Annotated in this window: 26 protein-coding genes and 1 tRNA gene; 10 read left to right on the top strand and 17 right to left on the bottom strand. The window is 71.6% G+C overall.

From position 1 onward, the window contains the following. Window positions 1-3: 3 nt before the first annotated feature. Window positions 4-405, bottom strand: a complete 402-nt coding sequence (locus G6039_RS13800) for a PPOX class F420-dependent oxidoreductase (RefSeq protein ID WP_043802425.1) — start codon at window positions 403-405, stop codon at window positions 4-6. Window positions 406-482: 77 nt separating this feature from the next. Between G6039_RS13800 and G6039_RS13795 the strand changes: the two genes are divergently transcribed. The 3 genes from G6039_RS13795 to G6039_RS13785 all read left to right on the top strand — a co-directional run bounded on the left by G6039_RS13795 (window position 483) and on the right by G6039_RS13785 (window position 2,635). Then, complete coding sequence (locus G6039_RS13795; RefSeq protein WP_029546476.1) at window positions 483-1,223, top strand: FadR/GntR family transcriptional regulator; 741 nt, start codon at window positions 483-485, stop codon at window positions 1,221-1,223. Window positions 1,224-1,235: 12 nt separating this feature from the next. After that, window positions 1,236-1,312: transfer RNA gene (locus G6039_RS13790), tRNA-Met, on the top strand. Between the two features lie 183 nt (window positions 1,313-1,495). Continuing rightward, window positions 1,496-2,635 (top strand): AI-2E family transporter, encoded by a 1,140-nt coding sequence (locus tag G6039_RS13785; RefSeq protein WP_029546477.1) that lies wholly within the window; start codon window positions 1,496-1,498, stop codon window positions 2,633-2,635. Between the two features lie 3 nt (window positions 2,636-2,638). Here G6039_RS13785 and G6039_RS13780 read toward each other — a convergent pair whose 3' ends face one another. Beyond that, window positions 2,639-3,190 carry a peroxidase-related enzyme gene (locus tag G6039_RS13780; protein ID WP_037201207.1) on the bottom strand — a complete coding sequence of 184 codons (552 nt, stop codon included), beginning with the start codon at window positions 3,188-3,190 and terminating at the stop codon, window positions 2,639-2,641. Between the two features lie 104 nt (window positions 3,191-3,294). Further along, window positions 3,295-3,792, bottom strand: a complete 498-nt coding sequence (locus tag G6039_RS13775) for a MarR family winged helix-turn-helix transcriptional regulator (protein ID WP_051446174.1) — start codon at window positions 3,790-3,792, stop codon at window positions 3,295-3,297. Between the two features lie 28 nt (window positions 3,793-3,820). On the opposite strand from G6039_RS13775, the gene G6039_RS13770 reads away from it, so the two are divergent. Continuing rightward, a complete protein-coding gene (locus tag G6039_RS13770; RefSeq protein WP_043802430.1) occupies window positions 3,821-4,387 on the top strand; it encodes a carboxymuconolactone decarboxylase family protein in 567 nt (188 codons plus the stop codon). Between the two features lie 76 nt (window positions 4,388-4,463). Here the strand turns inward: G6039_RS13770 and G6039_RS13765 are convergent, their stop codons facing one another. Then, complete coding sequence (locus G6039_RS13765) at window positions 4,464-5,117, bottom strand: CoA transferase subunit B (protein WP_043802432.1); 654 nt, start codon at window positions 5,115-5,117, stop codon at window positions 4,464-4,466. Then, window positions 5,114-5,860, bottom strand: coding sequence for a CoA transferase subunit A (locus tag G6039_RS13760; protein WP_029546482.1), 747 nt, complete (start codon window positions 5,858-5,860; stop codon window positions 5,114-5,116). The genes G6039_RS13765 and G6039_RS13760 overlap by 4 nt, the downstream gene beginning before the upstream one ends. 169 nt (window positions 5,861-6,029) lie before the next feature. On the opposite strand from G6039_RS13760, the gene pcaH reads away from it, so the two are divergent. Genes pcaH through G6039_RS13730 form a run of 6 tightly spaced genes read left to right on the top strand, consistent with a single transcriptional unit; the run spans window position 6,030 to window position 11,905 of the window. Beyond that, entirely contained in the window at window positions 6,030-6,749 is a 720-nt protein-coding gene (gene pcaH / locus G6039_RS13755; RefSeq protein ID WP_043802435.1) for a protocatechuate 3,4-dioxygenase subunit beta, read from the top strand. Beyond that, window positions 6,742-7,335: a protocatechuate 3,4-dioxygenase subunit alpha gene (gene pcaG / locus G6039_RS13750; RefSeq protein WP_043802439.1), complete on the top strand. Its 594-nt coding sequence runs from the start codon at window positions 6,742-6,744 to the stop codon at window positions 7,333-7,335. Before pcaH ends, pcaG begins: the two co-directional genes overlap by 8 nt. Window positions 7,336-7,348: 13 nt before the next feature. Then, window positions 7,349-8,701 carry a lyase family protein gene (locus G6039_RS13745; protein WP_043802443.1) on the top strand — a complete coding sequence of 451 codons (1,353 nt, stop codon included), beginning with the start codon at window positions 7,349-7,351 and terminating at the stop codon, window positions 8,699-8,701. Continuing rightward, window positions 8,698-9,867, top strand: coding sequence for a bifunctional 3-oxoadipate enol-lactonase/4-carboxymuconolactone decarboxylase PcaDC (gene pcaDC / locus G6039_RS13740; protein WP_043802446.1), 1,170 nt, complete (start codon window positions 8,698-8,700; stop codon window positions 9,865-9,867). Before G6039_RS13745 ends, pcaDC begins: the two co-directional genes overlap by 4 nt. Beyond that, window positions 9,864-10,670 carry an IclR family transcriptional regulator gene (locus G6039_RS13735; RefSeq protein ID WP_050036044.1) on the top strand — a complete coding sequence of 269 codons (807 nt, stop codon included), beginning with the start codon at window positions 9,864-9,866 and terminating at the stop codon, window positions 10,668-10,670. Before pcaDC ends, G6039_RS13735 begins: the two co-directional genes overlap by 4 nt. Window positions 10,671-10,696: 26 nt before the next feature. Then, on the top strand, window positions 10,697-11,905 hold the full coding sequence (locus G6039_RS13730; protein ID WP_043802450.1) for an acetyl-CoA C-acetyltransferase: 1,209 nt from the start codon (window positions 10,697-10,699) through the stop codon (window positions 11,903-11,905). A 54-nt stretch (window positions 11,906-11,959) separates the two neighbouring features. Here the strand turns inward: G6039_RS13730 and G6039_RS13725 are convergent, their stop codons facing one another. From G6039_RS13725 to G6039_RS13670, 12 genes are read right to left on the bottom strand one after another with little or no spacing between them, the layout of a single operon-like run. Next, window positions 11,960-13,249, bottom strand: coding sequence for an MFS transporter (locus G6039_RS13725; RefSeq protein WP_043802454.1), 1,290 nt, complete (start codon window positions 13,247-13,249; stop codon window positions 11,960-11,962). A gap of 52 nt (window positions 13,250-13,301) precedes the next feature. Beyond that, entirely contained in the window at window positions 13,302-13,706 is a 405-nt protein-coding gene (locus G6039_RS13720; protein ID WP_029546490.1) for a RidA family protein, read from the bottom strand. After that, window positions 13,703-14,020: a hypothetical protein gene (locus tag G6039_RS13715; RefSeq protein WP_043802519.1), complete on the bottom strand. Its 318-nt coding sequence runs from the start codon at window positions 14,018-14,020 to the stop codon at window positions 13,703-13,705. The genes G6039_RS13720 and G6039_RS13715 overlap by 4 nt, the downstream gene beginning before the upstream one ends. Before the next feature lie 11 nt (window positions 14,021-14,031). Beyond that, window positions 14,032-15,129, bottom strand: a complete 1,098-nt coding sequence (locus tag G6039_RS13710; RefSeq protein WP_029546492.1) for a Rieske 2Fe-2S domain-containing protein — start codon at window positions 15,127-15,129, stop codon at window positions 14,032-14,034. Between the two features lies 1 nt (window position 15,130). Continuing rightward, the gene (locus tag G6039_RS13705) at window positions 15,131-15,373 is read right to left on the bottom strand and encodes a recombinase-like helix-turn-helix domain-containing protein (protein WP_029546493.1); all 243 of its coding nucleotides are present in this window, start codon (window positions 15,371-15,373) and stop codon (window positions 15,131-15,133) included. Continuing rightward, on the bottom strand, window positions 15,370-15,840 hold the full coding sequence (locus G6039_RS13700; protein ID WP_050036047.1) for an alpha/beta fold hydrolase: 471 nt from the start codon (window positions 15,838-15,840) through the stop codon (window positions 15,370-15,372). The genes G6039_RS13705 and G6039_RS13700 overlap by 4 nt, the downstream gene beginning before the upstream one ends. Continuing rightward, window positions 15,837-17,522, bottom strand: coding sequence for a thiamine pyrophosphate-binding protein (locus tag G6039_RS13695; protein ID WP_043802458.1), 1,686 nt, complete (start codon window positions 17,520-17,522; stop codon window positions 15,837-15,839). Before G6039_RS13695 ends, G6039_RS13700 begins: the two co-directional genes overlap by 4 nt. A gap of 31 nt (window positions 17,523-17,553) precedes the next feature. Then, window positions 17,554-18,339 carry an SDR family oxidoreductase gene (locus tag G6039_RS13690; RefSeq protein ID WP_043802461.1) on the bottom strand — a complete coding sequence of 262 codons (786 nt, stop codon included), beginning with the start codon at window positions 18,337-18,339 and terminating at the stop codon, window positions 17,554-17,556. A gap of 40 nt (window positions 18,340-18,379) precedes the next feature. Continuing rightward, window positions 18,380-19,117: an SDR family oxidoreductase gene (locus G6039_RS13685; RefSeq protein WP_029546497.1), complete on the bottom strand. Its 738-nt coding sequence runs from the start codon at window positions 19,115-19,117 to the stop codon at window positions 18,380-18,382. Then, entirely contained in the window at window positions 19,117-19,902 is a 786-nt protein-coding gene (locus G6039_RS13680; protein ID WP_235194117.1) for an alpha/beta fold hydrolase, read from the bottom strand. Before G6039_RS13680 ends, G6039_RS13685 begins: the two co-directional genes overlap by 1 nt. Next, the gene (locus G6039_RS13675) at window positions 19,899-20,900 is read right to left on the bottom strand and encodes a VOC family protein (RefSeq protein WP_043802465.1); all 1,002 of its coding nucleotides are present in this window, start codon (window positions 20,898-20,900) and stop codon (window positions 19,899-19,901) included. Before G6039_RS13675 ends, G6039_RS13680 begins: the two co-directional genes overlap by 4 nt. A gap of 17 nt (window positions 20,901-20,917) precedes the next feature. Beyond that, window positions 20,918-21,805, bottom strand: coding sequence for a PDR/VanB family oxidoreductase (locus G6039_RS13670; protein WP_043802528.1), 888 nt, complete (start codon window positions 21,803-21,805; stop codon window positions 20,918-20,920). Window positions 21,806-21,877 lie beyond the last annotated feature (72 nt).

The raw sequence follows: 21,877 nt of genomic DNA, 5'->3' as shown, positions 1-21,877 counted from the left end.
GCACTACCGGGGCGGGTGCAGCCCGGTCAGCTCGTAGTGCAGTGTGGGCGTGCGCATGACCTTGTGGGCGGCACGCACCAGGTAGCGCTGCAGCACCGGATACTTGCGGTCGATCGCGCGTGCCGCGGCCACCGACTCGGCGCCCGACAGCAGCCGGGCGGTGGCCTCGACCGCGGATCCGGTGACCCGCCCCCGCCACGTGCACGGGCTGATGCGTACCTCGGGAAAGTTCTTCAACCGCTTGTTCTTCGATGCCCGCCCGGGCGTACGGAAATAGGCGCGACCGCCCCGCACCGCGATGTTGACGGGGGTGTCGACCCAGCTGCCGTCCCGTTTCCGGGTCTGCAGCAGCACCACCTTCTCGGCGACGAACGGTTCGAGCTCGGGAGGAATCGGTTCGGTCATGACTGCTCCTCACGACGATCACTGCCTCCCAGGATCCGCGCGTTCGGTGCGACCGGCAAACGGCATAGGCTCGCACCATGTCGCAGTCCGAGCCCCGCGCATGGGAGACCGTGTTGAACCACCTCGAGCAGCAACTGGTCTCGGGACACCTCGCCCCCGGCCAGCGGTTGCCCGGGGAACGCGTCCTGGCCGCCGAGCTCGGGGTGGGCCGTTCGTCGGTGCGGGAGGCACTGCGCGTGATGGAAGCGCTCGGGTTGCTCACCGCGCAGACCGGCTCCGGGCCCACCGCGGGCGCGATGATCGTCTCGCGGCCCACCGGCGGCATGTCCATGCTCATGCGCCTGCAGGTGGCAGCGCAGAATTTCCCGGTGTCGGACGTGGTGCAGACCCGTCTCGTCCTCGAGACCGAGGTGATGCGCGCGCTGGCCGCGAGCGACCCCACCCCGGACCTGTCGCACGCCGAGCAACTGCTCGACGCGATGGACGACGCGACGCTCGCCGCACACGAATTCCTGGTGCTCGACGCCCGGTTCCACATCGCGATGGCGGACGCGGCCGGAAACCAGGTGATCGCGGCGATGATGACGGGCCTGCGCGACTCGATCGAAAGCTACGTGCTCGCCGGCGCCCCTCTGACCACCTGGCCCACGACGTGCACCCGGCTGCGCTGCGAGCACCGCGGGCTGCTCGAAGCCGTTCGGGCGGGCGATCCCGAGCTGGCCCGCGCCCGTATCGTCGAGCACATTCGCGGCTACTACGCGGAGAGCCTGGGGCGCCCGGACGCCCCTGAACGCGAGCACCCCCGACCTCGTGTATAGTTGGCGATGCAACGCGGGGTGGAGCAGCTCGGTAGCTCGCTGGGCTCATAACCCAGAGGTCGCAGGTTCAAATCCTGTCCCCGCTACCACCACCGGCCCGGACTCGCACGAGTCCGGGCCGGTTTCGTAGTCCCGTGCGAACCCTGTGGGCCGAGCGAATGTATCGCTCATCTCGACAGCGGTAGCGACCGATACATTCGCTCCGAGCCACGGCGGGCAGGCGAGTACATTCCCGCTGTGTACGGAACAGTCGGGCGACCGCGGAGTGTGCGATGAGCGAGGACGACCCGGGCGGGCGACCGGCGCAGCGTGAGAACGCCGGCCGGCGTGCTCCCCGCTGGCTGCGGCCGGCGATCTTGTACGTGCTGTTCGCCGTCGCCGCCTACCAGCTCTCGGGTTGGCTGTTCCACAACCTGCGCGGGTTCCTGGGCCTGCTGTTCCTGGCGTGGTTGCTGAGCATCACCCTCGAGCCGGTCGTCGACTGGCTCGAACGCGTCGGCATGCGGCGCGGCGCCGCCACCGGCCTGGTGCTCTTCTCTCTGCTGGCCTTCGCGATCGGGTTCGTCGCGCTGTTCGGCACCCTGCTCGTCGAGCAGCTGGGCCAGCTGTTGAAGGCCCTGCCGGACGCCCTCACCGCGGTCACCGAATGGGCCAACCGCGTCTTCGACACGAATTTCGCCACCGGTCCGGAGCTCCTCCGCCTGACCCCGGAGACCGTCCGGGAACTGGTCCAGCGGTTCACCCCCGGGGTCGTGGGGGTGGTGTCGTCTGTGGTGGGAGTGGTCTTCCAGGCCATGACGATGCTGCTGTTCGTGTTCTACATGTCGGCCGAGGGACCGGCGATGCGCCGCACGATCTCGAGCTGGTTCCCGGCCCGGCAGCAGCAGGTGATCTCGACGGTGTGGGAGACCTCCGTCGAGAAGGCCGGCGGATACGTCGTCTCGCGGCTCATCCTGGGTGCGGTCAGCGCCGTGGGCACCGGCATCTTCCTGATGGCGATCGGTGTGCCGTACTGGCTGCCGCTCGCGCTGTGGACCGGGGTCGTGTCGCAGTTCGTGCCCACCCTCGGGACGTATCTCGCGATCGCGCTGCCGGCGATCATCGCCGCGGCCAACCAGCCGATCGACGGGCTGTGGGTGGTGTTGTTCGGCACTGCCTATCAGCAGGTCGAGAACTACGTGCTGCACCCGCGGATCACGTCGAAGACCGTGTCGATCCACCCGGCCGTCGCATTCGGTTCGGTGATCGTCGGCGCGTCGCTGTTCGGTGCGATCGGGGCGCTGGTGTCGGTCCCCGTCGTCGCCGTGCTGCAGGCGTTGGTCGAAACATACGGACGCCGCTACGAACTCGTCGTCGACCCCACCGGCAGGACGAAGCCCGAGCCGGAACCCCGCGACGACGAGGACGGCTGAACGTTACTGCCGCGGCACCCGGCCCATGAGATAGAACTCGGGATTGGGCATCATCCCGGTCACGCTGGCCATCTTGTTGCTCAGGCCGAAGAACGCGGTGATCGCGGCGATGTCCCAGGCGTCCTCGTCGGTGAAGCCGTGGGCGTGCAGGGCCGCGAAGTCGGCGTCGTCGACGTCGTAGGCACGCTCGTTGACCTTGGTGGCGAAGTCGAGCATCGCGCGCTGCCGCGGTTCGATGTCGGCGGTGCGGTAGTTGACCGCCACCTGGTCGGCCACCGTCGGCTTCTTCTCGTAGATCCGCAGGATCGCGCCGTGCGCCACGACGCAGTACAGGCAGTTGTTGGCAGCGGAGATCGTGGTGACGATCATCTCCCGGTCGCCCTTGGTCAGGCCGGAGTCCTCCCGCAACATGATCGCGTCGTGGTACGCGAAGAAGGCCCGCCACTCGGCGGGACGTCGCGCGAAGGTGAGGAACACGTTGGGCACGAACCCCGACTTCTCCTGCACTTCGAGGACGCGCTCTGCGATGTCCCCGGGCAGATCCTTCAGTTCCATGGCGGGAAAGCGCGTGCTCACAAGGTCTCCTGGGCCGGTCGGGACAACGGACCCTGAAGTTAACCGGAATTAACCGAGTTGTCCAGATCGCCGCGCCACGGCGGTCACCGGTCGAACCACGCCTGCGCATCGAGACGGAAGCCCTCGGCGCCGGCGACCGTGCGCAGATCGGCTTCGAGCTGCCGCAGGCGCTCGGAGCCCAACGTCCGGCCCCACCGGCCACGAAGTTCGTCGAAGATCGCCGCGGAGCGCCGGAGGCAGTCGAGGCCTCGGTCGGTGAGGACGACGGTCTTCGCGCGCGCATCGGACGGATCCGCCTCCCGCCGCACGTACCCGAGTTGCTCGAGCCGATCCACCGTCTTGCCCGCCGCCTGTTTGGACACGCCGAGACGGCGGCCGATCTCGCTGGCCGAGGCGCCGGCGGTTCCGATGGCCTGCATCGCGAAGCCGTGCGCGGGGCGCACGTCCGGATGCCCCTCCTCGGCGAGCTGCCGATGCAGAGCGTCGACCAGGGCACGGAATCCCGCGAACAGCAGGAGTGGCAGCTCGTAGCCGGGGCCTTGCGCGGATTCGACAACTTGGTTTACCGTTCCGTCAACCATGTTGTCTATCTTAACGGAGGACGGTTCGATGCCCACCACCTTCACCCGCCACAGCGCCGAGACCGCGCCGTCCGCAGCCCGGCCGATCATGTCGGCGATCGGACGAGAGTTCGGATTCGTGCCCGACCCCGTCGCGCTCATGGCCGAATCCCCCGAACTGCTGTCGGCCTTCACCCGCGCCAACGCACTGTTCGAGCGCAGCAGCCTCGGCGAGATCGAACGGGAGGTGCTGGTGCTGACGATCGCCACCCGCAACGAATGCCACGTGTGTGTCGCCCTGCACAGCGCGAAGCTCACCAGGATGGGCGCACCCGGGGACCTCGTCGACGCACTGCGCACCGGCCGGGCCCTCGCCGACGAACGACTCGAGGTCCTGCGGAGGTTCACCCTGGCGGTACTCGATTCGGCCGGTGCGGTGCCCGACGACCGGTGGGCCGAGTTCACCGCGGCGGGGTTCACGGCGCGCAACGCCCTCGAGGTGGTCCTCGGCGTCGGCACCTTCACCCTCTCGACGCTCGCCAACCGCCTCACCGCCGCCGAGCTGGACCCGCCGCTCGCGCCGTTCGCGTGGCGACGCGAGGAGGTCGCCCCGTAAACGCAGACGGCCGAATGTCACACGGGTTCAGTCAGATCGAACCCGTGTGACATTCGGCCCGTCAGGGGAGGAAGGGTCAGACGATGAGCTTCGCGGCGGTCGCGGCCAGAACGTCGTCGACACTCACGCCGGGCGCGGTCTCGACGAGCTTCAGGCCCTCGTCGGTGACGTCGATGACCGCCATGTCGGTGATGATCCGCTGGACGCAGTGCTTGCCGGTGAGCGGCAGGGTGCACTCCTCGAAGATCTTGGGCTCGCCCTTCTTGGTGACGTGCTCCATCATCACGATGACGCGCTTGGCGCCGTGGACGAGGTCCATCGCGCCGCCCATGCCCTTGACCATCGCGCCGGGGATCATCCAGTTGGCGATGTCGCCCTTGGCGGAGACCTGCATCGCGCCGAGGACGGCGACGTCGATCTGTCCGCCGCGGATCATGCCGAAGGACTCCGCCGAGTCGAAGAACGAGGCCCCGGGGATGACCGTGATGGTCTCCTTGCCGGCGTTGATGAGCTCGGGGTCGAGCTCGTCCTCGGTCGGATACGGCCCGACACCGAGCACGCCGTTCTCCGAGTGCAGGATCACCTCGACGTCCGGGTCGAGGTAGTTGGGCACCAGGGTCGGCATGCCGATGCCGAGGTTGACGTACTGGCCGTCCGAGAGTTCCGCGGCCACGCGCGCGGCCATCTGCTCACGGGTGAGCTTCTGGATGGTGGTGGCTGCCTGGGTCATGAACGGACCGTCCGATTCTCGATGCCGACAGTGACGGGGCCGACGTGCACGACGCGCTGGACGTGGATGCCGGCGGTATGGATCTCGTTGGGGTCGAGCTCGCCGGGTTCGACGAGGTGCTCGACCTGCGCGATGGTGATGCGGCCCGACGTGGCGGCGGGCGGGTTGAAGTTGCGGGCGCTCGTGCGGTAGACGAGGTTGCCGTGCCGGTCGCCCTTCCAGGCGTGGACCAGGGCGTAGTCGGCGACGATTCCGCGTTCCATGACGTAGGTCTCGCCGTCGAACTCGCGGGTCTCCTTCGGCGGGGACGCGACGGCGATACCGCCCTTGCCGTCGTAGCGCAGCGGCAGGCCCCCCTCCTCGACCTGGGTGCCGACACCCGCGGGGGTGAAGAACGCGGGGATGCCGGCGCCGCCGGCGCGCAGCCGCTCCGCGAGGGTGCCCTGCGGGGTCAGCTCCACCTCGAGCTCGCCGGAGAGGTACTGCCGCGCGAACTCCTTGTTGGAGCCGACGTAGGAGGAGATGGTGCGGCGGATGCGGCCCTTCTCCAGCAGCACCCCGAGGCCGAAGCCGTCGGTGCCGCAGTTGTTGCTGACCGTCTCGAGGTCGGTGGCGCCCTGCTCGAGCAGCGCGTTGATCAGGATTTCCGGAACGCCGACCAGACCGAATCCGCCCACGGCGATGGTGACGCCGTTCGGGATGTCGGCTACGGCCTCGGCGGCGGTGGCAACGACTTTGTCCATGCCTCTACGATAGCGGCAGTTGTGCGTAATGTGAACCCCCGTCCGTGATACGAACCATTTCGAGACTGTTTCATTTTGGAATATTGATTCGGCCAGGACGACCCACTAGCCTCGTACGCATAGCGTCCTTCCGTCCATATCGCGAACACGCATCGAACACCGAGGTCCCATGCTTCACCTGCCACCCCGCTTCGCCCGCCCCGACGGCGTGCACCCGCCGCTCGACTTCCCCGACTACCGGACCACCGCGCTGCGCCGCCCGGCGCAGCCGCTCACGCTCGTCCCACAGCGGCTCGGCGAGCTCACCGGGCCGGTCTTCGGCGAGGACCGCGTGCAGGAGGGGGACGCCGACCTGAGCATCGCCAACGGCGGCGAGGCCGCCGGCCAGCGCATCATCGTGCACGGCCGCGTCCTCGACGGCGACGGCAAGCCCGTCCCCCACGCGCTGCTCGAGGTGTGGCAGGCCAACGCCGCCGGCCGCTACCGGCACGTCGACGACAACTGGCCCGCCCCGCTGGACCCGTTCTTCACCGGCGTCGGCCGCTGCGTCACCGACGCGGCGGGCCGATACCGGTTCACCACCGTCAAGCCCGGGGCCTACCCGTGGCGCAACCACCACAACGCCTGGCGTCCCGCCCACATCCACTTCTCGTTGTTCGGCACGGCGTTCACGCAGCGGCTCGTCACCCAGATGTACTTCCCCGACGACCCGATGTTCTTCCAGGACCCCATCTACAACGCGGTGCCCGCCGAGGCGCGGCACCGGATGGTCAGCGTCTTCGACTACGACGCCACCGTCGACAACTGGGCCCTCGGCTTCCGCTTCGACATCGTCCTGCGCGGACGCGAGGCCACCCCCTTCGAGAACGAGGAGGACGACGATGAGTGAGTTCGCTCCTCGTTACCCCGTCACCCCGGGCGACCAGAGCACCGCCGCCTTCGGTCCCACACCGTCGCAGACCGTCGGTCCGTACTGGAAGATCGGCCTCGAGTGGGCCGACGGCGCGGACGTCGTCCCCGCCGACACCCCCGGCCGGATCACCGTGCGCATCACCGTGATCGACGGGAACCGCGAGCCGATCGCCGACGCCATGGTCGAGACCTGGCAGGCCGACGCCGAGGGCCGGTTCGGCGCCGAGGGCTTCCGTGGCTTCGCCCGCAGCGCCGCCGACGGCACCGGCACCGCCGCGATCCACACGGTCAAGCCCGGCGCCCACGAGTCCGACACCGAGGCCGACGAGGCGCCGCACCTGAACGTCGGGATCTTCGCGCGCGGCATGCTCGACCGCCTCTGCACCCGCATGTACTTCCCGGAGGACCTCGCCGCGCACGCCTCCGACCCGGTGCTCACCGCACTGCCGGAGTCGCAGCGGCACAAGCTGATCGCCGACAAGTCCGACGACGGCTACGCCTGGACCGTGTACGTTCAGGACCTCGATCCGAACGGTGTGGAGACGCCGTTCTTCGCGATCTAGACGGGAGCGTGCCTTGACCGTGCCGGCGCAGTCCGACAACACCCGCGGCGCCCTCTTCGACCCTGTGTTCGGGGCCGGCGACCTCGCAACGCTGCTGTCCGACCGGGCGTGGATCGCCGCCCTGCTCGACGTCGAGGTGGCGATCACGCGCGCCGCCGAGAAGCACGGTCGCGCCACCGCCGCCGACGTCACGGCCGTCGCCGCGGCGGCCGGGGAACTCACCCGCGAACTGGACCCGGCCGAACTGGGCCGGCTCTCCGCGGCCGGGGGCAATCCGGTGATCCCCCTGGTGAAGATCCTGCGGGAGCGCGCGCAGGCCCCTGCCGCCGCGGTGCACGTCGGGGCCACGAGCCAGGACGTCCTCGACACCGCGCTGATGTTGCTGGCGCACAAGGCCGGCCGGCTCGTCGTCGCCGAGTTGCGCGGCGCCGCCGAGGCGACGGCACGCCTGGCCCGCCGGCACCGTGACACCCCGATGGTCGCGCGCACCCTCGGGCAGCAGGCGCTGCCCACCACGTTCGGGGCCCTCGCCGCGACGTGGCTCGTCGCGCTCGACGACGCCACCGCCTCGCTCGACCGCGCCCTCGTCTCGCTGCCCGCCCAATACGGCGGCGCAGCAGGCACTCTCGCCGCAGTGCACCCGGACGGCCTCGCGTTCGCGGACACCCTGGCGGACCTGCTCGGGCTGGCCAGGCCCCTCGTGCCGTGGCACACCGCGCGTACCCCCGTGACCGGGCTCGCGGCCGCCCTGGGGATCGCCGCCGGCGCGGTCGCCAAGCCCGCCACCGACGTCGTCCTCATGGCCGCAACCGAACTCGGCGAGGTCAGCGAGGACGCGCCGGGCGGATCGTCGGCGATGCCGCACAAGCGCAATCCGGTCGCGGCGATCACCGCCCGGGCGGCCGCGCGGCGCGTGCCCGGCCTCGTCGCGACCGCCCTCGCGTCGACGGACCACGAGTTCGCCCGCGCCGCGGGCGCCTGGCATGCCGAGTGGGAGACGCTCACCGACCTGCTCCGGCTGACCGGCGGTGCGGCCCATCAGCTTTCGGTCAGCCTGGCCGGGCTGCACGTCCACGCCGACGCGTTGACCCGCAACCTCGAACTCACCGGCGGGGCGATCCTCGCGGAGAAGGTCGCCGCGGTGCTGTCCGAGCACACCGGCTCGGCGCGCGAGATCGTCACCGCGGCGGCCCGCGCCGGCACTCCGCTCGACCGCGATCCCGGCATCGTCGAGCACCTCGGCGCCGACCGGGTCCGCGCCCTGCTCGACCCCACCCGCTACCTCGGCCACGCCGGCGACCTCGTCGACCGTGCCCTGGCCCACCACGACACCACCGCCGACCGGCCCCTTGGAGGACAGGCATGACCGTCACGCTCAACTACGAACAGCACGGCGACCCCACCGCTCCCCCGGTGGTGCTGCTCGGGTCGCTCGGCTCCGACCTGTCGATGTGGGCGCCGCAGATCACCGCGCTGTCCCCGATCGCCAACGTCGTCGCCGTCGACCACCGCGGGCACGGCAAGTCCCCCGTCGTCGCCGGTCCCTACACAATGGCCGATCTCGGCGGTGACGTCGTCGCGCTGCTCGACTCGCTCGGCCTCGGCTCGGTGCACTTCGTGGGCCTGTCGCTCGGCGGCGCCGTCGGCCAGTGGCTCGCCGCGCATCACCCCGAACGCGTCCGCACCCTGACCCTGCTGTGCACGTCCGCCGCCTTCGCCCCGGCCCAGCCGTGGCTCGACCGCGCCGCCACGGTCCGCGCCGACGGGCTGGCGTCCATCGCCGAGTCCATCGTCGGCCGCTGGTTCACCCCGGGCCTCGCCGAACGCGACCCCGACCTGGTCGCACGGCACGTCGAGATGGTGGCGGGCACCAGCGACGAGGGCTACGCCGCGTGCTGTGAGGCGCTGGCCACGTGGGACGGGCGCCCCGACCTCGCCCGCATCGTCGCGCCGACCCTCGTCGTCGCCGGCGAGCAGGATCCGGCCACCCCGCCGGCCGTCATGGAGCAGATCGCCGACGGCATCGCCGGCGCCGCCTTCCACGTCGTCGACCCGGGCGCGCACCTGGCCAACGTCGAACAGGCGGGCCGGATCACCGCCCTGATCCGCGAGCACATCGCCCGCGCCACCCCGGCCGGCGCGCAGCGCACCGCCGCCTTCGAACAGGGCATGCGGGTCCGGCGCTCGGTGCTCGGCGACGCGCACGTCGACCGGGCGATGTCGGCGGCCACCGCGTTCACCGAGCCGTTCCAGGACTTCATCACCCGCACCGCGTGGGGCGACGTCTGGTCCCGGCCCGGACTGGACCATCACACCCGCCGGCTGCTGACGCTGGCGATCCTCACCGCCGTCGGCAACGAGCACGAACTCGACATGCACATCCGGGCGGCCCTGCGCGCCGGTCTCGACCCCGACGAGCTCGTGGAAGTATTCCTGCACACCGCGATCTACGCGGGAGTGCCGAACAGCAACCGGGCGTTCGCGCTCGGCAGGCAGGCGCTCGCAGACGGCGAGGGGAGCACCACACCATGACGATCACCGACGGCGACCCGATCGCGGCGACCGCAGCGTCGCCGGACTACGTGCAGTCGCTCGCGCGCGGACTGTCCGTCATCAAGGCGTTCGACGCCGAGCACCCCCGGCGCACCCTCAGCGAGGTGGCCAGGGCCACCGACCTGACCCGGGCCACCGCGCGACGGTTCCTGCTCACGCTGGTCGAGCTCGGATACGTACGTACGGACGGCTCCCAGTTCTGGCTGACCCCGCGCGTGCTCGAGCTCGGCTACAGCTACCTGTCGAGCCTGACGCTGCCGGAGGTGGCACGCCCGCACCTCGAGGCGCTGGCGAAGAACGTCCACGAGTCGACGTCGGTGTCGGTGCTCGACGGTGGCGACGTCGTCTACGTCGCGCGGGTTCCGGTCAGCCGCATCATGACCGTCTCCATCACCATCGGCACGCGCTTTCCCGCGCACGCCACCTCGATGGGGCGCGTCCTGCTCGCCGGGCTCTCCCCCGCCGAACTCGACGCCTACCTCGCCACCGCGACGCTCGAGCCGCTCACCTCCCGCACCCTGATCACGGCCGACGGGTTGCGCGCCGAGCTCGACCGGATCCGGCGCGACGGCTACTGCATCGTCGACCAGGAACTCGAGGAGGGGCTCCGCTCGCTGGCCGCGCCCATCCGCGACGCCTCCGGCGGCGTCGTCGCCGCCGTGAACATCTCCACCCAGGCCGCCCGCTACAGCCTCGACGCCGTGCGGAGCGAACTCGTGCCCGCCGTGATCGAGACGGCAGCGGCGATCTCGGCCGATCTCGCCCGGACCCAGAAGCACTGACCCCGAATATCGACAAGGAAACTGCCATGCGCGACGTAGTGATCTGCGAACCCCTCCGTACCCCCGTCGGCCGCTTCGGTGGCGTCCTGAAGGACGTCGCACCGGAAGACCTCGCCGCCACCGTGATCCGCGAGCTCGTCGCCCGCACCGGTATCTCCGGCTCGGACGTCGACGACGTGATCCTCGGCCAGGCCTCGCCCAACGGGGAAGCTCCCGCCCTCGGCCGCGTCGCCGCCCTCAACGCCGGTCTCGGCGTGGAGGTTCCGGGCCAGCAGGTCGACCGTCGCTGCGGCTCGGGGCTGCAGGCCGTCCTGCAGGCCGTCATGCAGGTCCAGTCCGGCGGCAGCGACCTGATCCTCGCGGGTGGTGCCGAGTCCATGAGTCAGGCCGAGTTCTACGCCACCGGCATGCGCTGGGGTGTCAAGGGTGAGTCCGTGGCCCTGTCCGACCGTCTGGCCCGCGCCCGGGTCACCGCCGGCGGCCGGGACTTCCCCGTGCCGGGCGGCATGATCGAAACGGCCGAGAACCTGCGCGCCGAGTTCGCCATCAGCCGCGCCGACCAGGACGCCCTGGCGGTCCAGTCGCACCAGCGCGCCGTGGCCGCGCAGAAGGACGGCGTGTTCGCGCAGGAGATCGTCCCGGTGGCCGTGCCCCAGCGCAAGGGTGATCCGCTCGTCGTCGACACCGACGAGCATCCGCGCGCCGACACCAGCGTCGAATCCCTCGCCAAGCTGCGCCCGATCCGCGGCAGGATCGACCCGGAGTCGACCGTCACCGCCGGCAACGCCAGCGGTCAGAACGACGGTGCCGCGCTGGCGATCGTCACCACCGCCGAGAAGGCCGCGCAGCTGGGCCTGCGCCCGCTGGCCCGGCTGGCGAGCTGGGCGGTGGCCGGGGTGCCGCCGCGCACCATGGGCATCGGCCCGGTCCCGGCCACGGAGAAGGCCCTCGGCCGCCTCGGCCTGAGCCTGGCGGACATGGACGTGATCGAGCTCAACGAGGCGTTCGCCGCGCAGACCCTCGCCGTGACCCGCAGCTGGGGCCTCGAGCCCGACGATGCGCGCCTGAACCCCCACGGGTCGGGCATCTCGCTCGGCCACCCCGTCGGCGCGACCGGCGGCCGCATCCTCGCCACCCTGCTGCGCGAGCTCGACCGCCGCGAGGGCCGCTACGGCCTCGAGACGATGTGCATCGGCGGCGGCCAGGGCCTGGCCGCGGTGTTCGAGAGGGCGTAAACGCCCGTGTGTCCTTCGGGCTGTTCCAGCAGCCCGAAGGACACACCGGCCGCGTCAGCGGCCTGCGGGCACGGCCGGCGGTGCCGACTTCGAGAGGGTCTTCGGAGCGGTGATCCAGCCGAGCACCGCGATGAGGACCAGGGCGGCCAGGACCGGAACGCACGCCACCAGCACGATGGTGCCGGTCGGGACGCCGAGGCCGATGAGCGCGCCGCCCACCACCGGGCCGACGACCGAGCCGAGCCGTCCCATGGACGCGGACCAGCCGACCGCGGTCGTCGCAGTCCCCTGCGGGTACATCGACACCGACAGCGCGGTCTGACCGATCATGCCGGCCTGGATGCCGAGACCCACGCCGCCGAACACGATCAGCAAGAGCACCTTGTCGGGACCGAGGAACGCGGACACGACGAGGAAGACGATCGCCAGCGACGTGGTGACCAGGAGCACCGACGACATCCGGAACCGCAGCGCACCGATCATGAGGACCGCCGCACCGACGATGCTGCCGACCCCGAGCGCGGCCGAGCCCAACGGTGCCAGCCCAGCCGAGAACCCGTAGCTCGTCAGCAGCGTCGGCAACCACGACGAGAAGACGTAGTACACGGTGAACATCAGGAACGAGAAGCCCCACAGCAGCAGCGTGCGGCTCCGCAGCCCCGGATCGAACAGGCGCGCGACGGACGCCTCGCGCACCGCCGACGCGGTCGCGGCGGCGGCCGGCGCGGGCTCGCCGACGGCGGCGCGTCCGTCGGGGAGGCCGATCCACAGCAGCGGCAACAGGACGGCCGAGGCCGCGGCGCCGACGAGGAACACCGATTCCCAGCCGAACGCGCCGATCAGGCGCGTGCCCAGCACCCCGGCGATCAGCGCACCGAGGGAGATGCCCATGGTGACGAACACGGCGATCGACTGCCGCAGCCGGGCGGGATTGAGGGCCGTCGCGTGGGAGACGGCCGCCGGCAGGACCGCACCGAGGCCGAGGCCGGTCAGCACGCGCAGGGCGGTGAGTTCGGTGATCGTCGACGCGAACGCGGTCAGCAGCGAGCCGACGGTGAACACCACCACCGCGGCCAGCACGACGCGCCGGGCGCCGAACCGTGCGACGATCCGGCCGCAGGCGAGGTAACCGAGTGCCACGCCGACGCTGGTCAGGGACAGTGCGGGGGTGAAGTGGGACGGGGCGACGTCCCAGTCCTTCGCGAGCGCCGGGACCGACAGGCCCAGGGCGATCGTGTCGTAACCGTCGAGGACGACGGCGACGAAGGTCAGGACGAGGACGGGCCAGTTCGGCGCTGCCTCGTCGGTTCGGGAAGTGGACGATGTGGTGTTGGGTCCGCGCATGGTGGCGTCCTCGGGTCGGTCGATGCCCTGCCAGGGGCGTCGAATCAGAAGGTTACGCGTCCGCCGTCGCGGCCGCCGAGATGATTCCCTGTGCTTCGACCTCGACGCTGAGGCCGTCCTCGACCAGGGCCGACACCGCGACCAGGGTCGAGCACGGGAAATCGCCGCGGAACATCTCGGCGCGGGCCCGCCCGACGGCGGCCTTGGCTCCGATGTCCGTGACGTAGATGCGCAGCGCGAGGATGTCGTCGACCTGCGCGCCGCAGGCTTCCACCAGCGCGCGGGTGCGCCGGAACGCCTCCCGCGCCTGGCGGTAGACGTCGGCACCGCCGACGGGACCGTCGGGGGTGCCGGCGTGCATGCCGGAGACGAAGAAGTGCCGGCCGACGACGCGGGCGTTGCTGAACATGTCCGGCCGCGGCGGCTCCGGGACGGCCGGGTGTCCCACCCGGGTCATCGGAGCACCGCGCCGCGACGTTCGTCGGATTCGCGGGTCAGCCGCTCCCGCACCGGCACGAAGTCGTAAGTCGGGTAGCACTCGGTGCGGAACACGCCCCACGCGCGGCGCTCGAGTTCGACGTTGACGGCGGCCAGCCGATCGGCGGGCAGCCGCAAGGTCACGATCTGCCCGATCCCCATCGCGACCACCCACGAGACGACCTCGCACCCCTCGGGCGGGAACCCGTGCCACCAGTCCGCGTCGTCGAGCCGGCCCTGCAACTGTTCGAGGTTCCGGCTCTGATCGTGCCGCAGGACCACGGTGAGCATCATGGTCCCGCCGCTCACGCCGGCACTCCCGCGAGCACCGCCGCCTGCTGCTTCGCGTCGGCCCGGTAGATCCGGCGGATCCGGGAGACACCGAGGTCGTGCTGGTAGAGGTGTTCCTCGACGTCGGCATCCGCGGCCAGCGCCTCCAGGACGGCACGGTCCTGTTCGAGCACCTCCCAGTGCCGTTCCTCGAGCCGGGTCCGGTACAGGAAGCGCCACGCCTCCCGTTCCCAGCCCGACACCCGCCGGGTGCGCCAGTGGAAGATGGCGGAGTGGTCCCGGTCGATCGGGGTGCACATGCCCACGATGCCGAACACGCCGCCGGGACCGGCATTGGGGGCGTAGGGGATCTCGAGGTCCACGTAGTCCATGGATCCGCGCACGAACTCGACCCAGTCGAAGTTCACGCCGCGCTGGTCGGTCTTCTCGAAGAAGAACCCGCGGTCGGTCTCGCGGATCCGGAACCGCGCCGAGGTGTCGCCGCCGAACATCGAGTGCGAGTTGCGGTGCAGGAAGGCCCCGTGCATCGGGTCGAGCACGTTGTCCATGTAGAAGCGCCACGGCCCGGCCCACTCCGCGTAGTTGGGGAACCACGACACCTCCTCGTCCGCGAGCCGGTCCGGCAGGACGAACGGCGTCGGCACGGAGTCGTGGGTCAGGGGCACGAACGCGAAGATCGTGTCGGCGGCCTCGACCACCGACAGCGAGGCGGTCGCGCGTTTGCCCTCGAGCGCGCACCCGGGCATGCCGGGCACGGAGACGACGGTGCCGGTTCCGTCGACCTGCACGCCGTGGTACAGGCAGGCGACGCGGTCACCGAGATGCTGCCCCACCGACAGCGGGGCGCTGCGGTGCGGGCACCGGTCCTCGAGCATGTGGACCGCGCCCCGGGCGTCGCGGAACAGCAGCCAGTCCACGCCGAGGCGGGTGACCTTGACCATCGCGCCCGGTTCGACCATGCGCGACGGAAGGATCGGGTACCAGCGGTCGCGCAGGCCGGTCGCCGCGATCTCGTCGGCGTCCATCGGCCGGCGGGTGCCGACGGCGAACCGCGGTCCGGCCGGGCGCGGGGCGCCGCTGGTGGTGGTCTGTGCAGTCTCGAAGGTGGTCATGTCATCTCCCCAGTCGTCGCATTTCGGCGCGGAAGGTGTCCTCGGTCCAGGGCCGGCCGTCGGGGCCGTGCAGGCCCAGGCCGTTGAGTCCCTCGACGACACCGGGCAGGTCGTGGGTGCCGGTCCCGAAGATCTCCATGAGTGACCCGGCGAGCTTGTCCTCGTAGGGGGTCAGCGGATCGGGATGGGTCTGTCGTGGTTCCAGGTACGGTTCTGTGAATCGTGCCGTCGCAGTGCGGTTCACGCGAGAACTCCTTCGATGTGGGGGGTGGGGGCGGCGAGCCCGGACCGGTAGCGGGCGGCGAGTCCCTCGGCGATGGCGGCGAAGGCGCTCGCCCATTCCGTGAAGGACTCGGGCCGGGTGAGGTGGACGGGCGCCGGACATCCGTCGACGACGACGAAGACTCCGTTGTCGATCTCGCCCGCGAGCCGCTGCGGTACGGACAGATCGGTGTCGTCGCCGAGAGCGGAGGCCACCACCAGCGTGGGGACGGTGATCCGGCCCAGGAGGCCGGCGACGGCGTCGACGTCGCACGCGGGATCGGCCAGGATCAGGCTGCGCAGCAGGTCGCCGTGACGATCGGCCGCGCGCAGGGCGGGTTCGGCGTCGGCGCCCGCGGCGTACAGGTGCACCGCGCGGCCGTCGCGCAGCGCGGCGGCGGCCTGCCCGTCGGTCCACCAGGCCGCCTCGGCGCGAATCCGCGGGGTCATCGGGCACCTCCCGTCGGCACGTGCACCGGTGGCACGAACGGTCCGGGCTGCGGGTCGAGGGCGGTCACGTCGACCTCGACCAGCGCGGGCCGGCGCGTCGCGATCGCCTCCCCGAACGCGGACTCGAAGACGCCGGGCCGCTGCACGAGGGTGTACGGCATGCCCATCGAGGCGGCGAGCAGATCGAACCGCGGCGTGTGCAGGTCCACCCCGGACCGACGGAATCCGTTGGCCTCCTGCATGTTCCGGAGAACGCCGTAGCCGCCGTCGTTGAACACCAGCACGACGCACCAGGCGTCGGACCCGGCGAGCGAGGCCAGCTCGCCGAGGTGCACGGCCAGACCCCCATCCCCGGCCATCACGACCGTCGGAACGTCCCGGCGGGCATGGGCCGCGCCGAGCCCCATGGCGAGGCCCTGCCCGATGCCGCCGCCGAGCGGGAAGATGTTGGTCTCGCGCTCGTAGAACGGCAGCAGGCGGTTGCCCCACTGGCTGGACGGGATCGTCACGTCGCGGGCGACCACCGACCGGCGGGGCAGCACGCGGCGCATGCCCTCGCAGATCTCGGCGTAGCCGCCGATGTATGCGGTGAGCGCGGCCCGGCTGCGCTTCCGTGCCGCCTGAACCCGGGCCGCCCACTCGTCGCGCCGGACGGTGCCGTCGAGCGCGTCGAGGATGCCGCGCAGTGCCGTGCGGGCGTCGGCGACGATTCCGACCGTGGCCGGATACACCCGGCCGATCGCGGCGGGATCGATGTCGATCTGCACCTGCGTCGCAGGCAGCGTGAGGTGGTAGCTCTTGGTCTCGTTGGACCGGAAGTGGGTTCCGACGGCGAGCAGGACGTCGGCGTCGGCGAGGAGCCCGGCGACCTCGGGGGACGCCGCGAAGTTCCCGACGACGAGGTCGTCGTCCTCGGACACGATGCCCCGTCCGGAGTTGCTGGTGAGAATCCCCGCCCCGAGCCGGTGGGCGAGGGCGCGCAGTTCGTCGCCGGCGCCGGCGGCGCCCCCACCGAGCCACAGCAGGGGCCGCTCGGCGGAGGCGAGCACCGCGGCGGCGCGCTCCAGCGCAGCAGCATTGGGGGCCGGTGGCTGTGCGATCCGGGCCTCCGCCGCTCGCTGTTCGTCCGGCGACGCCAGATACTGCAGGTCGGTGGGCCATTCGACGCTGGCGGGTCCCTGCGGTGCCGACAGGATGCGGGCGATCGCGGCCTCGAGTTCCGCCTCGGCGTCCTTGGCGTCGGTGATCGTCGCCGCGTACCGGGAGACGGCGTCGAGCATCTGCCGTTGCCGGGGAAATTCGTGGATCACGCCGCGGCTCGACGCGGCCGGTTCGGGCGTGAGGTATTCGCTTTCGATCTGGCCGGTCACGTGCAGGACGCGGCTGCCGGCAGTGAGGGCCTCGATCATTGATCCGGCGGCGTTGCCGGCGCCGGTGCCGGTGCTCGTCAGCGCCACGCCGATGCGGCCCGAGGCGCGGGCGTACCCGTCCGCGGCGTTGACCGCGGCGGCCTCGTGCCGCACCTCGACGAAGTTCAGGTCGCGGGCGACGGCCTCGACGAGGGGAAGGTTGTGGATGCTGACGACGCCGAACGCGGTGTCGATGCCGTGCCGGCGCATGACCGACACGAGGACGTCGCCGCCGGTGGCGCGCCGACCCGGCGCGGATGAGGGGGTGTCCATGTTTCCTCCGATGCAGATGACCACTGGCGGGTCAGACGTAGCGCCCGACACCGCCGCCGACGTCGACGGTCGCGCCGGTCACGTAGCTGTTGCGGGGTGAGAGCAGGGTGGTGACGGGGAAGGCGACCTCGTCCGCGATTCCGAAGCGGCCCAGTCCGATCCCGCGGTCGGCGGCGATCTCGGCGCTCCACTCGTCGAAGGCGCGGCCGTCGCCGGATTCGGCGTGGCGGCGCTGCCACTGACCGGTGTCGACGAGGCCGAGCAGCACGGAGTTGACGCGGATGCCGTCGGGTGCGAGTTCCCCGGACAGGGACTGCGCCAGGTTGAGCAGTCCGGCACGGGCCGCCGAGGTGACGGCGAGCCGCAACTCGGGTTGCCGCGCGAGGATCGCGTTGACGATCACCACGGAGGCCGCATCGGACTTCGCGAGCGCCGTCCGTGCCGCGCGGATCAGATGCAGCGCGCCGAAGATCTTGAGTTCGAACTCGTCCCGGATCTGCTCGTCGGTGGTGTCGGTGAGCGTCGACATCAGCGAGCGCCCGGCGTTGCACACCACCCCGTCGATCCCCCCGAACCGGTCGACGACCGCATCGGCGAAGGCCTGCACGGAGTTCCGGTCGGTGACGTCGCACGCGACGGTGAGGACATCGGCCGGGTCGGCCGCCAACGTGCCGGCGGCGGCGCGCAGGCGGTCGAGGTCCCGCGCGCACAGTGCCACTCGGGCGCCTTCGGCGGCGAGCATCCGGGCGGTGGCGAGGCCGACACCGGAACTCGCGCCGGTGACGATCACCGTGCGTCCGGTGAGGTGCAGGTCCATGGGATCTCCGTGGGGTTCGGGTGCTCGCCGGGCGAGCAGGTCAGTTCAGGACGAATCCGCCGTCGACGACGACGGTCTGGCCGGTGACGAAGGCGGCGTCCTCCGACAGGAGGAACCGGACGACCCCGGCGACGTCCTCGGGGGTCTGGTCACGCGGGAGGGCGCGGCCCTGCGCGTAGGTGGCATAGCGGGCGGCGGGAACGGATTCGGTGGCCTCGACCCGGACGAGCCCGGGGGCCACGGCGTTGACCCGCACCCCGTGCGGGCCGGCGTCCCGGGCCATCGAACGGGTCATCGCGACGACGGCGCCCTTGGAGGCGACGTAGTGGATCAGCCGGGGCGATCCGTAGAAGGCCACGTCGGACGCCATGTTCACGATCGCGCCCCGGTTGGCGGCGAGCAGCGGCCACAGGTGCTTGGTCACCATCCAGGTGCCGCGCACGTTGACCGAGGTGATGCGGTCGAATTCGCTCTCGGACAGTTCCCAGAACGCGTCCCCGCCGACGCCGTCGGCGATGGCCGCGTTGTTGACCAGGCCCGTCAGCGGCCCCTCGTCCGCCAGTCGCGACGCGAGAGCGCGCACGGAGCCGGCATCGGCGATGTCCGTGACCACCGCGATCGCGTCGCCGCCGCGTTCGCGCAGGGCACGGGCGGCGCCCTCGGCGGTGTCCGCGTTGCGCTCGGCGATCACCACCCGGCGTCCGTCGGCACACAACCGCTCGGCGATGCAGTAGCCGAGGCCGCGGCCGGCCCCGGTCACCACGACGGTTCCGCTCATCACGCGGCTCCTTCCCAGAATCGGACGAGTTCGCAGGCGACCGTGCGGGGCTGCTCCTGTATCGCCGCGTGACCCGCATCGGCGACGACGACAAGCCGCGCCCCGGGGATCGCGTCCGCCAGGAGCTGCGATTCGGCGACGCCGGTGACGACGTCGTGTTCGCCGACGAGGACCAGGGTGGGGACGGTCAGGGTGGGCAGGATGGGCCCGTGGTCGGTGGTCGCCATGGCTTCCGCGGCCGCCGCGTATCCGGCGAGGCGCACGGCGGCCATGTCGGCGGCGACGCGTGAGCGGACGGCGACGGGCGCTCCGGGCGCCGTGAGTTTCGGTGCCCGCTCCGCCGCGAACCGGTCGGCGCCGGCCTCGCGCAGGGCGCGGACACGGTCGCGCATGGCGGCGGCGCGTTCGGGCGACGTGCCCGAGCCCCGGGTGCTGTCGGCGAGGACGAGCGTGCGCACCCGGTCGGGCCGGCGCCGCGCGGCCTCGAGTGCGACGACTCCGCCCCACGACGTGCCCACCAGGTGCACGGGCCGGACCGGGTCGATGTCGTCGAGGACGTCCAGGACGTCCGTCGCGTGGTCGTGCCGGACGTCGACCGGGTCGGCGGAGCGGCCGTACCCCGCGGCGTCGAGCCGGTACGTCGCGTGTCCGCGGGCGGCGAGTTCCGCCGCGAGCGGTGCACACGAGTTCGCGTTGCCGCCGATGCCGTGCAGCAGGAGCACCGGCTCCCCCGTCCCGAGCCGCGCGACGTGCAGGTGCCCGGTCACCGCGGCGTCCGCGGTCACGACGGCGCTCCGGCCGCGACGCCGGCCCCGTAGAAGTAGTCGGCGTCGCGGGCCTCGACGCGGTCGCGGTGACCCGGGTCGGGGCTGCCGGCCATGGCGGCGCGCACGGTCGTGGTGGGTGGCCCGGCCGTCCCCCACTGGTCGGACAGTTCCGGTGTGCGCTTCCACGTGCGGCACAGCCAGGCGTCCTCGTCGATCTGGGCGACCTCGGAGGTGTACTCGCACACCAGGCCCGCGGGGTCGGTGAAGTAGGAGAAGGTGTTGTCGCCGGGGCCGTGCCGGCCCGGGCCCCACTGCGGCGCGATGCCGTGCGCCCGGAGCCCGCCGATGCCGCGCATGAAGTGATCGAGGCTCTGCATCTCGTACGCCACATGGTTGAGCGAGGGCCACGACGCCCGGTTGAGCGCAATGACGTGGTGGTCGGAGTTGCAGCGGAGGAAGGACATCTGCCGTTCCGACCAGTCGGAGACCCGCATGCCGAGCACCTGCGTGTAGAAGGCGGTGGTGCGTTCGATGTCGGTCGTGTTGAGCACGACGTGGGCGATCTTGCGGGGGATGGCCCGGCGGCCGGCCGGTTCCTGCTCGGTCACCGCGTGGGTGTCGGCCGACAACTCGAGGCACCGCCCCTCCGGATCGACCAGTTGCAGGCCGTAGCCGCCCCCGGCGTCGTCGAGCGGGCCCGGCGTGCGCAGCAGCGGGATGCCGAGCCGGTCGAGGGCCAGTGCGGCGTCGTCGACCTCGCGGGGGGTGGCGAGGGCGAAGCTGATGCGTCCCAGCGCGTTGACGTCGGCCCGTTCGACCGCGAGCACGTGGTGCTCGGGTCCGGTGGCGCGCAGCCAGAATCGGTCGCCGTCGGCCTCGACGGTCGTCAGTCCCCAGGCCTCGTGGTAGAAGTCCCGCGACGCGGCGGGGTCCGGCACCGAGAGGGTCACCGAGCGCAGGGCGCGCAGCCGGCAGACGGGCGAGTCGCTGTAGCGCGGAAGTTGGTGGTGGTACATGCGTTCCGGTTCCCTTCTCACAGATCCAGTACGAGTTCGGCGGAGCGGCAACGGGACACGCACGGGAACATCGTCGATCCGGCGGCGTGTTCGGACTCGGTGAGCAGGAAGTCGCGGTGGTCCACGTCGCCCTTGATCACCCCGACCTCGCACGTCCCGCAGATGCCTTCGGTGCACGAGCTGGGTACGGGCACACCGGCGGCGGCGAGGGCGTCGAGCACCGACACGGTCGGCGGCACCGGGATGCGGCGGCCGGTGCTCTCGACGATCACGTCGAAGGCGGTGTCCTCCCCCGAGCGCGGCGCCGGTTCCGGGGCCGCGAACCGTTCGGTGCGCACCTGACCGGGGTCCGGGACGGTCGCGGCCACCGCGTCCATGAGGGGGGCGGGGCCACAGCAGTAGACGACGGCGGTCGGCGGCAGGCCGGACAGCAGCCCGGCGAGGTCCGGCAGGCCCCCGGCCTCGTCGTCGGCGTGGACGGTCACCTGCTCGGCGGGATGGGCGGCGATCTCGTCGACGAACGCCATGGCCCGCCGGGAGCGTCCGGCGTAGAGCAGGCGCCACGGCCGTCCCGTCGCCCGCAGCTCCCGCATCATCGCGACGATCGGGGTGATGCCGATGCCGCCGGCCACGAGGACGTGGTCGGTCGCGGCGGCGTCGAGGGCGAAGGCGCTGCGCGGTCCGTCGACGTCGATCTCCGCGCCGATCTGCAGCGACTCGTGCACGTAGGCGCTGCCCCCGCGGGAGCGCTCGGCGCGCAGCACGGCGACCGTCCAGCGCGTGGTGTCCCGCGGATCCGAGCACAGCGAGTACTCGCGCACCACACCGTTCGGCAGGTGCAGGGCGAGATGCGCGCCCGGCTGCCACTGCGGCAACGACGCACCGGTCGGATCGACGAACGTCACGCTGGTGACTCCGTCTGCCTCCCAGGTCTTCTGGTGGACGCGGAGGCGACGTCGGACGGACTGCTCCATCGG

Origin of the sequence: Rhodococcus aetherivorans (assembly GCF_011058165.1) — a bacterium.
In the GTDB taxonomy this organism is placed as follows: domain Bacteria; phylum Actinomycetota; class Actinomycetes; order Mycobacteriales; family Mycobacteriaceae; genus Rhodococcus; species Rhodococcus aetherivorans.
This window is presented reverse-complemented; position numbering and strand designations above follow the sequence as displayed.